The organism is Nocardia sputi, from assembly GCF_023501985.1.
In genome coordinates, this window is record NZ_JAMFLC010000015.1 from 49,576 (window position 1) to 63,838 (window position 14,263).

13 protein-coding genes and 2 pseudogenes are annotated in these 14,263 nt (G+C 64.8%); 7 read left to right on the forward strand and 8 right to left on the reverse strand.

What is annotated here, in order from left to right:
- Positions 1-79: 79 nt before the first annotated feature.
- Together M8859_RS19825 and M8859_RS37680 are read right to left on the reverse strand one after the other, a co-directional pair.
- Positions 80-1,510, reverse strand: a complete 1,431-nt coding sequence (locus tag M8859_RS19825) for an ice-binding family protein (protein ID WP_249644683.1) — start codon at positions 1,508-1,510, stop codon at positions 80-82.
- Positions 1,511-1,699, reverse strand: a pseudogene (locus M8859_RS37680) (IPT/TIG domain-containing protein); the annotation flags it as partial. It lies immediately after the preceding gene.
- A gap of 1,697 nt (positions 1,700-3,396) precedes the next feature.
- Here M8859_RS37680 and M8859_RS19835 point away from each other — a divergent pair.
- Positions 3,397-3,762, forward strand: coding sequence for an HPF/RaiA family ribosome-associated protein (locus tag M8859_RS19835; RefSeq protein WP_223515229.1), 366 nt, complete (start codon positions 3,397-3,399; stop codon positions 3,760-3,762).
- A gap of 488 nt (positions 3,763-4,250) precedes the next feature.
- A pseudogene (locus M8859_RS19840) lies at positions 4,251-4,616 on the forward strand (sortase domain-containing protein); the annotation flags it as partial.
- Positions 4,617-4,692: 76 nt separating this feature from the next.
- Here M8859_RS19840 and M8859_RS19845 read toward each other — a convergent pair.
- From M8859_RS19845 to M8859_RS19855, 3 genes are all read right to left on the reverse strand, one after another.
- Complete coding sequence (locus tag M8859_RS19845) at positions 4,693-4,884, reverse strand: DUF3072 domain-containing protein (RefSeq protein WP_159924497.1); 192 nt, start codon at positions 4,882-4,884, stop codon at positions 4,693-4,695.
- Positions 4,885-4,968: 84 nt separating this feature from the next.
- Complete coding sequence (locus M8859_RS19850) at positions 4,969-5,277, reverse strand: ArsR/SmtB family transcription factor (RefSeq protein ID WP_195070225.1); 309 nt, start codon at positions 5,275-5,277, stop codon at positions 4,969-4,971.
- 70 nt (positions 5,278-5,347) lie between these two features.
- Positions 5,348-6,082: a TVP38/TMEM64 family protein gene (locus tag M8859_RS19855; RefSeq protein ID WP_249644686.1), complete on the reverse strand. Its 735-nt coding sequence runs from the start codon at positions 6,080-6,082 to the stop codon at positions 5,348-5,350.
- 162 nt (positions 6,083-6,244) lie between these two features.
- Here M8859_RS19855 and M8859_RS19860 point away from each other — a divergent pair, with 162 nt between their 5' ends.
- The 4 genes from M8859_RS19860 (at position 6,245) to M8859_RS19875 (ending at position 11,215) form a co-directional block, all read left to right on the forward strand.
- Positions 6,245-7,054, forward strand: coding sequence for an alpha/beta fold hydrolase (locus M8859_RS19860; protein WP_195070227.1), 810 nt, complete (start codon positions 6,245-6,247; stop codon positions 7,052-7,054).
- Positions 7,051-8,319, forward strand: coding sequence for a SpoIIE family protein phosphatase (locus M8859_RS19865; RefSeq protein WP_249644687.1), 1,269 nt, complete (start codon positions 7,051-7,053; stop codon positions 8,317-8,319). The genes M8859_RS19860 and M8859_RS19865 overlap by 4 nt, the downstream gene beginning before the upstream one ends.
- Positions 8,320-8,846: 527 nt before the next feature.
- Positions 8,847-10,469 carry an MFS transporter gene (locus tag M8859_RS19870; protein WP_249644688.1) on the forward strand — a complete coding sequence of 541 codons (1,623 nt, stop codon included), beginning with the start codon at positions 8,847-8,849 and terminating at the stop codon, positions 10,467-10,469.
- Positions 10,466-11,215 (forward strand): hypothetical protein, encoded by a 750-nt coding sequence (locus M8859_RS19875; protein ID WP_195070229.1) that lies wholly within the window; start codon positions 10,466-10,468, stop codon positions 11,213-11,215. Before M8859_RS19870 ends, M8859_RS19875 begins: the two co-directional genes overlap by 4 nt.
- A gap of 38 nt (positions 11,216-11,253) precedes the next feature.
- Here M8859_RS19875 and M8859_RS19880 read toward each other — a convergent pair whose 3' ends face one another.
- The 3 genes from M8859_RS19880 to M8859_RS19890 form a co-directional block, all read right to left on the reverse strand.
- Positions 11,254-11,676, reverse strand: a complete 423-nt coding sequence (locus M8859_RS19880; RefSeq protein WP_249644689.1) for a PPOX class F420-dependent oxidoreductase — start codon at positions 11,674-11,676, stop codon at positions 11,254-11,256.
- Between the two features lie 118 nt (positions 11,677-11,794).
- A complete protein-coding gene (locus tag M8859_RS19885) occupies positions 11,795-12,250 on the reverse strand; it encodes a hypothetical protein (RefSeq protein WP_159924511.1) in 456 nt (151 codons plus the stop codon).
- A 191-nt stretch (positions 12,251-12,441) separates the two neighbouring features.
- Positions 12,442-13,494 (reverse strand): alpha/beta fold hydrolase, encoded by a 1,053-nt coding sequence (locus M8859_RS19890; protein WP_159924513.1) that lies wholly within the window; start codon positions 13,492-13,494, stop codon positions 12,442-12,444.
- 289 nt (positions 13,495-13,783) lie between these two features.
- Between M8859_RS19890 and M8859_RS19895 the strand changes: the two genes are divergently transcribed.
- Positions 13,784-14,242: a DUF2752 domain-containing protein gene (locus tag M8859_RS19895; protein ID WP_223520195.1), complete on the forward strand. Its 459-nt coding sequence runs from the start codon at positions 13,784-13,786 to the stop codon at positions 14,240-14,242.
- The last annotated feature ends 21 nt before the right edge of the window (positions 14,243-14,263 follow it).

The window sequence follows — 14,263 nt, forward strand, 5'->3', positions numbered from 1 at the left end:
ACGCCAAAGGGCCTACGCGCCTGTCCGCGCGCCGTCGGCGCGCGGACAGGAGTCGGGGATCCTTTCGATGGGTCGGGGCTCAGGCTGCCGTGATGGTGTTGGTGTCCAGGGTGACCGCGCCGTTGAGGGCCAAGACGCTTCCGTTCACGGTGGCGCCGGTTGTCACCGTGTCCGAGGTGAAGGTCAGGATGTTGCCGGCGAAGTTGGTGTTGGCGCCCAATGTGGCCGAGCTACCGACTTGCCAGAACACGTTGTCTGCGGTGGCACCGTTGATGAGGTTCACGGTGCTGTTCGCCCCGGTGATCAGTGTCGTCCCGGCCTGGAAGATGAACACCGCGTTCGGATTGCCTTGCCCGTCGAGGGTGACGGTGCCGTTGAGGCCGATCCCGCCCACTGCCTTGTAGACCCCGGAGGTCAGGGTTTGCCCCGCCAAATCGGCGACCACGAACGCGGTGGGTGTGCGGCTCGCCGCGTCGAGGTAGGCAGCCTGCAAATCGGTGTGTGCCTGCGCCGCGACCAAGTCCCCGGCATGGATCGCTCCGCCGGTCACCGTTCCCGGCGGGAATCCGGTCACTGCGGTGCCCGGGCTGACACCCAGGTTCCCCGTGATGGCCGTGGCTCCGGCGTTGGTGACTGTCGAGGCACCCAGCACCGCGAACGACGCGGCTGTCCCCAAATTGACCGGCGCCAGACCCGAAGCGTAGGTGTAGGAGACACCGTTGCTGGTTCCGCCGGGGGTGGTGACGGTGACCTGCACTGTGCCAGCTGCATGGGCTGGGGTGAGGACGGTGATCTGGGTGTCGGAGTTGACGGTGAACAGGGTCGCTGGTGTCCCACCGAAACTCACTGCGGTGGCGCCGGTGAGGCCTGTGCCGGTGAGCACAACCACTGTTCCACCGCTGGGCGGCCCTGAGCTCGGAGTGACGCTGATGAGGGTGGGCACCGCGATATAGGTGAACGCGACACCGTTGCTGGTTCCGCCGGGGGTGGTGACGGTGACCTGCACTGTGCCAGCTGCATGGGCTGGGGTGAGGACGGTGATCTGGGTGTCGGAATTGACGGTGAACAGGGTCGCTGGTGTCCCACCGAAACTCACTGCGGTGGCGCCGGTGAGGCCTGTGCCGGTGAGCACAACCACTGTTCCACCGCTGGGCGGCCCTGAGCTCGGAGTGACGCTGGCGAGGGTGGGCACCGCGATATAGGTGAACGCGACACCGTTACTTGTGCCAACCGCGGTGGTGACGGTGACCAGTACCGTCCCAGCTGCATGGGCAGGTGCCACCGCCGTGATCTGTGTCGGTGAGTTGACCGTGAACGAGGTTGCCGGTGTCCCACCGAAACTCACTGCGGTGGCTCCGGTGAAGTTCGTCCCGGTGAGCACGACCGTCGTACCACCTGTTGCGGACCCCGAAGCCGGATTGATGCCGCTCAAGTTAGGAAGCCCGCCACCATAGGTGTACGGCATCGGGTTGCTCGTGCCGTCCAGCAGTGCCTGTACGGTGACGTTCACCGTGCCGGTTCCTGGCGGGGCGATGGCCGTGATCTGCGTATCGGAGTTGATGGCGAATGTCGTTGCGTTCGTGCCGAACCGGACAGTCAAGGGACCGACATTGGCGAATCCGGAGCCGTTGATGATTACAGAATTGAGACCCGCTGGAGGGCCGAAAGACGGATTCAGCGAGGTGATGACAGGTGCCATTTTCTTACCTTCTATTCAGGAAACGTGAAAAGGGTTCTCACGCAGCAGCAGAGGTCTGATCGTTGTTGGGCCGCTAATACCAGTAGTCCTCCAGTTGAGGTACTTTGGCAATGCATTCCCAGTCCGTTTTCGTCCGGTCTTGTCCGTTTTCGTCTGCCGCCGTTAGCTATTGGAAAGCTGGACATCAGGCGTGACCTTGCCACCCGGATTCGACAGGGCACCGTCGTCTACTTCGGGTGCTGCCGTGTGCGGGCGAAATTCTGGTGCCGGTTGATCACGGCTCCAGGCACCGGGCGTATGGCCCCGATGGCCACGAAAACAGACATCACCTGAGTTGGTGTGTCGGATCGGCCTGTCCTGCTGGGAAGGCCACCGGTGGGTTGGTTCAGGCGTGGGCGGGTCTGTAGGAGCCGGTGATGGGCGTCTGCGGCCGGGCAGTATGACAAGAGAGGGAGGTCGATGCCTGACCTCGATTTCTATGTCCACTTCGCCACGCGTGGCGAAGTGCCGGGGCCGGATCGGACACAAATCCTGCTGCGTGGGAAGCACGAGGTTTGCACTATCTCGAGGACAGGGCACGGGACCTCATGCGGCGGGGCTACGGACTCGCGGAGCTTTCGTTCCATGTGGACGAGGGCGCGTGGCGCTGCTTCGGTATCAACGTGCAGGCGCCCCGTTTGAGCTGGGGTGACGTGTCCACTGTGCGGGTGCCCCTGTGGAACGACCACGGCGAGTTTGCACCTCGGGTGAAATGCAACGAATTAGCTGCCAACCATCACCAGTTCGGGCTATGCATCGAAACCGGACAACGACGCGGTGACCACGAACATTCACAGGTGCCGGGTCACCGAATCCGGTTATGAGGGTCTTCGTTGTCGACGACGCTGACCCTTACGAATATGCCGACGTGGGTGCGGAATACCCTGCCGAGCACAGCGTGGGCGATGTGTGGTCCATCGTACGGTTCCCTGCTCGATGGTCGGCGCGAGGTTGGCGCGAGGCCCTGCCGCAACAACAGTGGCGAAATTCGCGCGCACAAAAACCCCACTCCACCAACTGATGTCGCGATTCACGACCGACTGCTGCCCGGATTCACGATCGAAACCAGGTGCCGGTAAGAATCGCGTCATCCTACACATGAGCCGTAACTGCTTGGTAGCTCTGGTGGTGGCGGTGTAGTTTGCCGCGTGATGAGGGGCTTGACAAGGACGAGTTGCTCGATCGGTGGACGCTTGTCGGTGAGAAGTATCTCGGCGCGGCGGTCGGCGCCGATGCGGATCTCGGCGGCCGCGCAGGTAGTCGATGATCGTTTCACAACACGAGCGGGTCGAGGGCGTCGCTGTCGGGGGTGAGCGGTGCGGGTCGACTCCTACCGCACGTCGCTGAGGGCATGCGTCGCGCTGCACGAGAAACGGCACGTCGGCTGCCGTATCCACGACACGAGCGTTGATGCACGACCCTGCGGAGGAGTCCGGTCCGCGCGCGCAGCCGACGCGGGTCGGTCGGACCTCCTTGAAAGCACAGGAGTCAGGTCATTTGTCAACAGTGGGGCACCCAGACCGCTCAGTCCGATAATCATCGGGGATTACGGTGAATAACGGGGTATAGACGATGCGAGCTTCGGCGGCGGAGTCGATGACGAACATCATCCGGTTCCGTCCGAGTAACAGTTGCCACCTACCGGAATGGATGCGCACATGCAGATTCAGGTCAACACCGACAGCAACATCGACAGCGGCGAAAAGCTGATCCGGCACGTCGAGGAGGAGATCGCCTCGACGCTCGAGCGCTTCAGCGACCAGATCACCAGCGTGGAAGCCCACCTCAGTGACCAGAACGCGGGCAAAGGCGGACCGGACGACAAGCGATGCGTGCTGCAGGCTCGTCCAACCGGTCAGCAGCCGGTCGCGGTGACCCACAACGCCGCGACGATCGATGACGCCTGCCGGGGCGCGGCCGAGAGCATGGCGCATCTGCTCGCCAGCCGGTTCGGCCGGTTGCACGAGACAAAAGGTGGCGACTCCATCAGGCACCCGCACAAGAACCACCCGCACACGAACTGAGTCGGCAGCACCGGGTTGTTCGGTATTCGGGTGGCCCATCGATCTGTTGCCTCGGTTCAGGAATCTGGGTCGAACGTGCCGTCCCGGAGATCTTCGGATAGCGGGAACGCATTGCTGCGTTCCCGTCCCCTCAGTACCGCGCGAGCGCGTTTCCGCGCATACGGCGCGAGCAGGCCGCGAAGGAGTGGTATGTGATTGTTGTCACCACGGTATTTCAGGGGTTTATTCAGTCAGCCGGGATGTTCGATGTGAGGGGTTGTTTCGTGCATCACTGATGCATTATGTGCGTGGAGGTCCGGTCCGGTACGTCGTTGGCTATTGGTGGTAACGGCTGCGGGGACCGTCGCCACACTGGCGATTTGGGGCGGAGTCGCGTCGGCCGCGCAGCCCCCGGTTGGATTGGGGACCGCGACGTCCTTCGCGGTGTTGGCGCACGCTAGGACAACAATCCCGACGAAACCGTCGAGGTACCCGTCGATTTCCAGCAGCCAGGGTGGTGCAAGTTCGGGCCATCACCCGGCCAGCCGGGTTCGGCGGTGATCCTGGGTCACGCCGATTCCTTCGACGGTCCGGCTGTGTTCCACCGGCTTCGATCTTTGGAAGCAGGCGCTGAGTTCGAGGTGAGTTCGAGTGACGGACGGACAGCACGTTTCGCCGTCACCAAGGTCGAGACGTACCCGAAGACGGAGTTCCCGGCCCAAGAAGTGTATGGATCGCATGGCCACAGCGCATTGCAGTTGGTCACCTGCGGCGGTGAGTTCGACCACGAGACCCGAAGCTACCGATCCAACATCGTCGCCTACACCTCGCTGACCGAAATCGACCCAGCCGCTGCCGTCGGCGCCCATGAATGACCATTCTGTGGGTTCGAAGAGCTCCGGTTGATGGGTCCGCAAAGGGTCTGTCAGCGAGCTGCCCAGCCGGGGCCGGTCAGGCGCCGCGGCCGGTGCGCTGCTGGAGTTCATCGATCAGCTGCGATGCCTCCGCCTTGGTCAGCCCCTTCGGCACCTCCTCGCCCGCCTCCTGGGCCAGGGTATGCAGATAGGACTCCTGCGGGCCGGTCATCGGCTCGTCGCCGGTGGTCCACTGGTCCGGATCCTTCTCCGGCTTCGGCTGCACCATCACCGCTCCTCCCGTTGGACAGAACAAGTGTTCGATCCGTGCCTACCCGGATCGTGGATCTTCAATCACAGGTCGAACCGTTGCCTAGAACACTTCGCCGAGGGTGCGCAGCAGGAGGGCGATCCGGTCCTCGTCCCGGCGGTAGTAGGTCCACTTGCCACGACGTGTGGCGGTCACGAGACCCGCCTGGCGCAGCAGGGTCAGATATCGCGAGGTGGTCGACGGGCTCAAACCGATACGTCGCTGGATGTCGCTGACGCACACACCGATCTCGACATCCTCCGGCTCTTGGCCGGGAAAGCTCATCGGATCTTTCAACCAGACCAAGATCTGGCGTCGCGACGGGTTCGACAACGCCTGAAATACCTGGAGCAATTCCTCCTCGGACAGCACTCCCGCATCCTAGTCATGTTGAAGATTCGCGAAATGTGGATACACAATCGTGGGGTGACGCAAAGCCAATTCATTCGCCGGATGCCGGGCCACGATCCGGCACCGCTTCGAGCTCTGGGCGTGCACCGTGGCCACGCCAGTTCCGGTATCCGCGATGCGCGGCAAAGGCTCCGATGATCGCGGTGACGCACCACACGGCGATCGCGGTGTAGGCGAGAGGCGCCGAAAGCTCACCTATCGACGCGCCGAGCGCGGTATAGACGAATGCGCGTGGTGCGGATCCGATGAACGAGCCGACGATCATCTGCCACAACGGGACTCCGAACGTGCCGAAAACGTATGACGCCAGCGCATCCGAGATGCCGGGGACGAAGCGCTGGCCGACGACGGCCCACAGGCCACGCCGTTCGATCCGTGCGTCGATGCGATCGGCGCGCTCGCTGCCGAGCAACTCGCGCGCACTATCGCGGCCCGCCCGCCGTCCGAGGAGGTTGGTGATGGTCGCGGTGCCCACCGCCGCGCCCAGCGTCACGAACGTCCCGGTCAGCGGCCCGAACAGCAGGCCGCTCGCACCGGCCAGCAACGGGCCCGGGACGAAGATCGCGCCGAGTACAGCCGATGCCGCCACGTAGACCAACGGCGCCGCCGGCCCCGTCGCCGCGATCATGCCGCGCACCTCGGCGAGGTCGATCACCCGTGCGACGGCGACGAGATAGAACATGCCGAACAGGACCACGGCGAACAGCGCCAGCCGCCCGATGTGCCACCGTCGGCTGGTAGGTGAGGAGACCTCGTTGTCGGTCATGGTGAGTGCAATCCTGCCGCACGCCGCCCGCACCCTCGAATCGACGCGGATGCGGTGATCAGCCCGTACCGGGCCGCGCACTCCGAGTCACCCTACCGTCCGGGACAGGCAGAACCGGCCGATGGGTGAGCATCCGGACAAATTTTCTGCGAGGGTGTGTATATGGAGGTATTGGCCAGGAATCATGTGACTGTGAGCGGCAAGACCGGCGCGCCGGTGGTCGTACTCGCTCATGGCTTCGGGTGCGACCAGAACATGTGGCGGCTGGTCGTACCGACCCTGGAGCGTGATTTCACCGTCGTGGTGTTCGATCATGTCGGCGCGGGCCGCTCGGATCTGTCGGCGTGGAGCGCGCGGCGATACTCCAGTATGGACGGCTACGTCGAGGATGTGCTCGCGGTTATTCGCGACCTGGCGCTGGGGCCGGTGGTCTTCGTCGGGCATTCGGTGAGTGCGACGATGGGCGTGCTCGCCGCCGCACGCGAGCCCGCGGCGTTCGCCGGACTCGTATTGCTGGCTCCCTCGCCGTGCTTTATCGACGATCCGGCCACCGGGTACCGGGGTGGTTTCAGCGCCGACGACATCGAGGAACTCCTGGAGGCGCTCGATTCGAACTATCTGGGCTGGTCGGGTGCGATGGCGCCCGTCATCATGGGCAACCCGGAACGTCCGGAATTGGCCGAGGAACTCACCAACAGTTTCTGCCGCACCGATCCGGAGATCGCGCGCGTCTTCGCCCGTGTGACGTTCCTGTCGGACAATCGGGCCGACCTCTCCGCGGTGACCGTACCCACCTTGGTTCTGCAGTGCTCCGACGACGCCATCGCCCCGCGCGAGGTCGGCTCCTTCGTGCACGAACAAATCGCAGGCAGCCGACTGGTCACCCTGACGGCGACCGGCCACTGCCCTCAGCTCAGTTCACCGGCGGAGACCGCCGCCGCCATCGCCGCCTTCGCCCGCGAGACCGGATGACCGGCGCGGCGGGCGGCCGAGACTGTGGCAGGAATCGCGGAGACCTCGAAGCCGGACACGATGACGACGCGGCGTTCGCCGCGTTGCTCGAGGACAGCGTCGAGGACCTGTACGAACACGCGCCCTGCGGATACCTGTCCACCACGCTGGACGGCCGCCTCGCCAAAGTGAATGCCACACTGCTCGGCTGGCTGGGCTATCTGCGCGAGGAACTGGTCGGCCGTAAACAGTTCTCCGACCTGCTCACCGTGGGAGGTCGCCTCTACCACGAGACGCATTTCGCTCCCCTGCTTCGGATGCAAGGCGAAGTCCGCGGCATCGCCCTGGAGATGAAGGCCGCCGATGGGCGACGACTACCCGTGCTGGTGACCTCCATCGTCAAGACCGGCAGCCACGGGCAGCCGCTGCTGATTCGTACCACCGTCTTCGATGCCCGCGAGCGCCGCGCGTACGAGACCGAACTGCTGCGGGCACGGCGCGAGGCCGAGCAGGAGCGCGAGCGCCTCCAGCGTCTGAACGCCACTTTGCAGACCACACTGCTACCACCTGAACTGCCGCAGGTCCCCGGTCTCGAGGTCGCCGCGTACTACCACATCGCCTCGGCCGACGAGGTCGGCGGCGACTTCTACGATCTGTTCCCCATCTCCACGGACATCTGGGGAATGTTCCTGGGCGATGTCTGCGGCAAAGGCGCTCCCGCCGCTGCCCTCACATCCCTGGCCCGATACACCCTGCGCACGGCCACCGCCTACACCCGCGATCCGGCCGAAGTACTGGACACGCTCAACACCGCGCTCACCGAGCGCTACCACGGACACAACCCTCGGTTCTGCACGATCATCTTCGGACTGATCGAACCCACTCCCGATGGCGGGGGTTGCGAGATCACCTTGGCCAGTGGCGGACACCCGCCGGCCCTGCTCTTGCATTCCCACGGCGCCGTGGAGGAATTGCATACCCGCGGTGGTCAGCTCATCGGGGCGATCCCGCACGCTCAGATCGTCACCAGGAGCGCACGCCTGGAAGCCGGAGACACCTTGCTCCTCTATACCGACGGACTCACCGAAGCTCGTACGGAGGCCCACGGTGGTCGCTACGGCGACCAAGCCCTCGTCGATTTCGCTCGGGGCCTCGCGCCTGTCACGGCTTCCGGTGGCGTCGCAGCCATCCGAGAACTGCTGCACTCCTTCGGATCCGGAGTGGAGGACGATACCGCCGTTCTCGCAATCCACGCGCTACCCCCTTCGCAGAGCACGACGCGCTGATCCCGCGCTGGGATACCGCGCCGCCGCGAGATCGGGGGCTCCTTGTGGGGCACAAGTAGATCCGCGCGGCCGTGTCACCGAGCCGTCACCTGCTGGAACGCCACTTCGCCGAAATGGGAACGGCCACATGTGTTTAATGAGCCGTCGAATAGTGGCACAATTCATAGCGAACCAATATTCGCGTAACCCGGGCGTAACCATGTTCCGCTCAGGGCGGTGAGGAGGGACGTCAGTCCAGATGGGGAGACGCACACGCGCAATGCCTCCGCGCCCGGATGCTCACCGTCGCCCGGCGCCGCGCTCCGGACGCCGAAGGGGGGAGTTTGTGCGCCCTGCACGGGCCAGGCCGGCCCGGGGCATGAGCTCGTGCAAGACGAGTCGCACCCATCGGCTTCGCGTGCTGCCAGGCCCGTCCGAGCCGAGATCTCGCCGATGTCGAGAAGAGGCGGTGAATATCGACTGATCCCGCCACCCTCACGCAGGGGCATGGACGGACTGGCTAATTCTCGAGTCGAGGTGATCATCAAATGTTGGAAACGCAAACCAAGGTAGTTCGAAGTCTGGTTCCCGCCCGGATGGACCGGCTTCCGTGGACCAGGTTTCACTGGCTCATCGTCGTCGGTCTGGGCGTCTCCTGGATTCTGGACGGGATCGAAATCCAGATCGTCAGCAGCATGGGCGGACCGCTACAGGACGCGGATGCGCTGCATCTGACCTCCGGTCAGGTCGGCGCGATGGCGTCGTGGTACCTGGCCGGTCAAGTCGTCGGCGCACTCGTGTTCGGCCGCCTCACCGACCGGCTCGGCCGCAAGAAACTGTTCATCCTGACCTTGGCCATCTATCTCCTCGGCAGTGGATTGGCCGGGTTCTCGTGGAATGCGTGGTCGCTGTACTTCTTCCGGTTCATCGCGGGTATGGGAATCGGTGGAGAATACACGGCGATCAATTCGGCGATCGACGAGATCATGCCGTCCAAGTATCGCGGCCGGGTCGACATCGCGATCAACGGCACCTATTGGGGCGGCGCGGCTCTGGGAGCGGCGGCCAGCCTGGTCCTGTTCAACGAACGTTTCATCCCGACCGGCTGGGGATGGCGCATCGGTTTCTTCATCGGGCCCGTCCTCGGGCTGATCATCATCTTCCTGCGCAGGCACATCCCGGAGAGCCCGCGCTGGCTGCTCACTCATGGACGGGCCGAGGAAGCCGAGCGGACCGTCGACGAGATCGAAGCGCAGGTTCGGAGTCGAGGAATCGAACTTCCTCCGGTCGACGAGAGCAAAGCCTTGGACGTCGTGGACGCGGGTCGGCTCTCCTATGTGCAGATGGGTCGGATCTTCTTCGGAAAATATCCTTCCCGTTCCTTCCTCGGCTTCACGATGATGGCCACACAGGCGTTTCTGTACAACGCGATCTTCTTTACCGTCGGATTGGTGCTGATCAACTTCTACAATGTGCCGGCCCACCACACGGGTTATTATTTCTTCCCCTTCGCGGTCGGCAATCTTATCGGCCCTCTGGTGCTCGGCCCGCTCTTCGACAGCATCGGCCGCAGAAAGATGATCTGCGCGACCTATGTGGGGTCCGGTTTTCTGCTCTTCATCTCCGCTTGGGCGTTCAACGCGGGTATTCTCGACGCAACCACGCAGACCATCTTCTGGTGTGTCATCTTCTTCTTCGCTTCGGCGGGGGCGTCCTCCGCTTATCTCACGGTCAGCGAGATCTTCCCGCTGGAACTGCGTGGTCAAGCCATCTCGTTCTTCTTCGCCATCTCGCAGGGCGTGGGTGGGGTCATCGCCCCGTTCCTCTTCGGCCACCTGGTGGGCGGCGCCGAGAACCCGAGTCCCGACCGGTTTCCGCTCACGGTCGGTTACCTCATCGGCGCCGGATTCATGATCTTCGGTGGCCTGGTCGCCTGGTTCTTCGGAGTGAACGCCGAAGGCCGGTCCTTGGAGGACATCGCAGATCCACTGTCGATAGCTCAACCATCGAAAACGGCTCTCGGCGTAGCCCCCGACGAGGTGAGCGGCGACAGCGCGCAAGCCCCCGACATGAAGGGCCATCAGGAACCGGCAACGATCGGTAAACCTTCAGAATCCAACGAGCCGATATCTGACGGTTCATCATGTATCGATTCACTGAGCAGGGAATGACGGATATGGTGCAGCCGACTCCGTGGGGGGCACGCAAGAATCAGAACCGGCAGGCAGGCTCACCGCTTCGCGCGACGGGTGGCGGCCGAAAGCGGCGGGTCGACGCGGAGAAACTGCGGGCGCGGGTCCGACCGCTCGTCACTCTGCTCCGAGACAACTCGGGTTATCTGTTGGCCGCGGTGGGCTGCCTCATCACCTTCACCCTGTTGTTCAAGCCGTGGCTGACCACAGGCGGACCCGACGGCACGATCTGGAGCAATGCCTTCGGCCAAACCCATATCAGCACTACGCTCGTGGGTCTTTGGTCGCAGAAGCCGCCCGCCCACTCCAATCTCAGTGGCAAGTGGGCGATTCTCGCCACCATCGCGATCTTCCTCACCGTGCTCGCCGCGTTGGCGAATCTCTGGGCCCGCACCGAAACGCTGGCTCGTTTGACGACGGGTTCCGCGGTGGCGGTGGCGCTTTTCGTCGCTTTCACCCTGGTCTATCTCAACGGAAAGGGGCCGGAACTGCGCTCCATGATCGGGTCCGGCCCTCCCACCGACCTCGGGACGCAGGCCGGCTTCGTGATCCGATGGGCTTCGGGCAACGGGCAATACCCGCTACCAGGGCTGCGAAAGGTCGAGTTCTCGACCGCGAAGCTCACCGGTGACGCGCTATTGGCAGGCGCGACGGCGATGTTCTCGGCGGTGGCGGCTATCGCGCAATGGGTTCGGAGACTGAAGGCGCGTCGCCGCTCCGGCTGAGGTCGGACTCGGCCGGAGCGACTCGGCGGGAACACAGCTCAGGAAGCCCAGGGACCGATGCCGCCAACTTTCTCGATCCGAATACGGGTGAGGTAACCGGGCGGGGCGTCCGCGGGCGGAAATGTGACGTTCGGACTGGCCAAGGTCTTGGCGAGTTCTTTCAGCAACTCCGGTGCGCCGCCCTCCACGACGCGCGCGGTGCCGATGATCGACAGATACGGGCGCATCACCTCGCCCCGTTCCGGGGAGAGGATGGTCACCGCGACGCGCGGGTCACGGCGGACGTTGCGGATTTTCTGGTAGACGCCCAAGTGGGCGGTGACGAGCTCGTCGCCGTCCGGTGTCGACTGCAATCCCACCCAGACGACCGATACCTGTGGGCTGCCGTCCGGATTGATCGTGACCAGCGTGGCGTCGGCACCGGGCCCGATGAGTGCGCGAGCCTCGTCGTCGAGTTTCATATGTCGTTCTACGGCTGGCGCCGCGTTTTCATTCCCGCACCGGTTTCCGCTCTCCGCTCGTACGCCGTCCGGCACATGCCCATGGGGCGAAATCGTCGAGCTACGGCTGCCGTCCCTGCTACGTGACGACGAACACTCCCTTTCCCGGAACGTGTGGCAAGTTGGTCGCGATCAGTACTTCCACCCGGCCGAGGCCGGAGGGGAGGCCGAGCGGCACCCACGCACCGGCGACATTCTCTTTGGTCGGTGTGTCGTCGGCGACCCAGAACGTGGGAAGGGTGCCCAGCACGCCGGTGTCGGAGTTCTGCCACGACACCGTGACCTCTACGCCGCAGGCGCCGCCGGGCCGGTCGGGCGTGAAGACGAACTCCGGACGGATCCAGAGCGTGGGAGTACCGGAGGAGTTGCGGTCGGGGTCGTAGTGGGCCGTGATCATGCCGATACCGGCACCGCCGCCGCCGCAGAGCGTTCGTGCCGCTGGGACGCCACGGGGGAGGGCGGAGGCCGCCGGGGTGGTCACCGCGACTGCGCCGATGGCCAGAGCCAGGACTGCTAGGCCGTGCCGGACTTTCACCGATGCTCCCTTCGCCGGAACCGAACTGTCTGTCTGCTGTGTCGACAGGGACTGGCTGCATGTTAACGGCAGGCGGGTTGATGGAGTGTTATTCGAACTGAAAGCGCTGGAATCTCTCGGTGGCGGCGGCGTTGCGGACCGTTGTCCTGGACCGGGCGCCGTTGACCGGCCCAGGAGAACGGTCTCCGGGGTCAGCCGGCGACTGCGGAGCGCAGGTGGGCGCGCTCGGCGATGGCCGCCAATTCCGCGTTGAAGCGGTCGGCGGCTTCGATATTGCCCAGGTGGCCGGTGGGCCACACGTGGTACGCGGCCAGGTGGCCGGTCTCGGCGAGCGCGTCGGCGATCCGGCGCGACATGCGTTCGGGCAGCAAGCGGTCGTGCGCGCCCGCGATCACCGTGGTGGGCACGGTGAGGGACGCGGCGGCTTCGGCGAGATCCATGTCGGCGAGCGCGGCGGCGTGCCTGCCGCGGGTGAGCGGTCGGCACGACCGCACGATGCCCAGCGCGAATTCCACCTGATCCGCGGTCGCGTGCGGGGTCATCACGCGCGCCTTGAGCAGCGCGCTGGCCGGCCAACCCCCCGGCAACGGGACCGGCGCGGTGAGCAGAGTCTCCGCGACGATCATCGGCATCCGCACGGTGGCCCCGAGCACGGTGATCGGCCGATCCGCCAGGGTGAGCGGCTTGTTCAGCAGCGGAAGCAAGTCGGTGTCGTAGCGGATGTTGCCCGAGGAGCTGTTCAACAGGACGGCGGCGGCGGCCTGCTTACGGACCTGTTCCGGATGGCGAGCGGCCCAGGCCTGAATGGTTATTCCGCCCATGCTGTGGCCGACCAGCACGGCGCGCTGCCCTGGCCGGAGGGTGGCGTCCAGAATGGCCGACAGATCGTCGGCCAGCGATTCTTTGCTGGGGGCGGCCTTGCCGAGCTCACTGGCGCCGTGGCCGCGCTGGTCGTAGCAGACCACGCGGTACCGGTCGGCGAACGCGTTGATCTGCGGGTTCCAGTACTCGATGCTGCAACTCCAGCCGTGGATGAGGACGATGACATCGCCCTCGGCCGGACCGTAGGCGTGTACGCGCAGGCGAGCGCCGTCCTTGGTGGTGACCGGGATAACCGCGTGGCGGGCGGTGGGGGCGTTCAACGACGCCGTCCGGAAGGTGCGGGACCGCAGTCCGGCACGGTAGTCGGCGGTCAGCGCACCGTCGTACGCGTCCGCCAGCGTCCTCATCGACTTCACCAGCATCGAGCACTCCTTTGTGTCCACCGTCACCGTACAGTGCAAGCAGAGTGCTTGCTAGTGCTAGCGCTGTATGACGGGATGTCCTGGCTTGTACCAGGGAGTACCCCGGATTCGGTCGGGCTAAAGATCATTCCTACCCAAAACATCGCCCGCGATGAACCGAGCGTTTCGGGCCGGGCGGGCCGGGGTTCGAGTTGGCCGACCCGTCCGGCAACGTGCTGCGGTTCGCGCAGTCGAAGTAGCGCCGCGCTGCTGTGGCGTCCCCGCTCACCGCCCGGTTACGGTTGAGTTCGTGGACATCGCGCATACTTCCTCCGGCCCCGCGGCGGACCCGGGAACCGAGCCGAGGACCGGGTGGCGCGGGGCGGCTGTTCCCCTGCTCGTGGCGGGCGTCGGAGTGGGTGTCGGCGTGCTGCTGCACCTGCGTGATCCCCACGTCGAAGGCTCCTACGGCACCTGCCCGGTATACGCGCTGACCGGCTGGTACTGCCCGGGTTGCGGGGGGATGCGCGCCGTGCACAATCTCACCGACGGGCAGGTCCTCGACGCCCTGCACAGCAACTTGCTCGCGATTCCGCTGATTCTCGCGTTCGCTGTGTGGGTGACGGACTGGACCGTCCGGGCTTGGCGTGGCCAGAAGATGCGGCTGCCCTCGATCAGCAAGACCACCATGTGGACCTTCTTCGCATTGCTCGCGATCTACACCGTGGTGCGCAATACGCCGTGGGGAACCCTGTTCACACCGGTGTAACAAGCCGGTATGCGGGCACCC

Coding starts and splice junctions, on each gene's coding strand:
- M8859_RS19835 (WP_223515229.1), top strand. CDS start 3,397: ATGCAGATTCAGGTCAACACCGACAGCAACATCGACAGCGGCGAAAAG.
- M8859_RS19845 (WP_159924497.1), bottom strand. CDS start 4,884: ATGGTGCAGCCGAAGCCGGAGAAGGATCCGGACCAGTGGACCACCGGC.
- M8859_RS19855 (WP_249644686.1), bottom strand. CDS start 6,082: ATGACCGACAACGAGGTCTCCTCACCTACCAGCCGACGGTGGCACATC.
- M8859_RS19860 (WP_195070227.1), top strand. CDS start 6,245: ATGGAGGTATTGGCCAGGAATCATGTGACTGTGAGCGGCAAGACCGGC.
- M8859_RS19865 (WP_249644687.1), top strand. CDS start 7,051: ATGACCGGCGCGGCGGGCGGCCGAGACTGTGGCAGGAATCGCGGAGAC.
- M8859_RS19870 (WP_249644688.1), top strand. CDS start 8,847: ATGTTGGAAACGCAAACCAAGGTAGTTCGAAGTCTGGTTCCCGCCCGG.
- M8859_RS19875 (WP_195070229.1), top strand. CDS start 10,466: ATGACGGATATGGTGCAGCCGACTCCGTGGGGGGCACGCAAGAATCAG.
- M8859_RS19880 (WP_249644689.1), bottom strand. CDS start 11,676: ATGAAACTCGACGACGAGGCTCGCGCACTCATCGGGCCCGGTGCCGAC.
- M8859_RS19890 (WP_159924513.1), bottom strand. CDS start 13,494: ATGCTGGTGAAGTCGATGAGGACGCTGGCGGACGCGTACGACGGTGCG.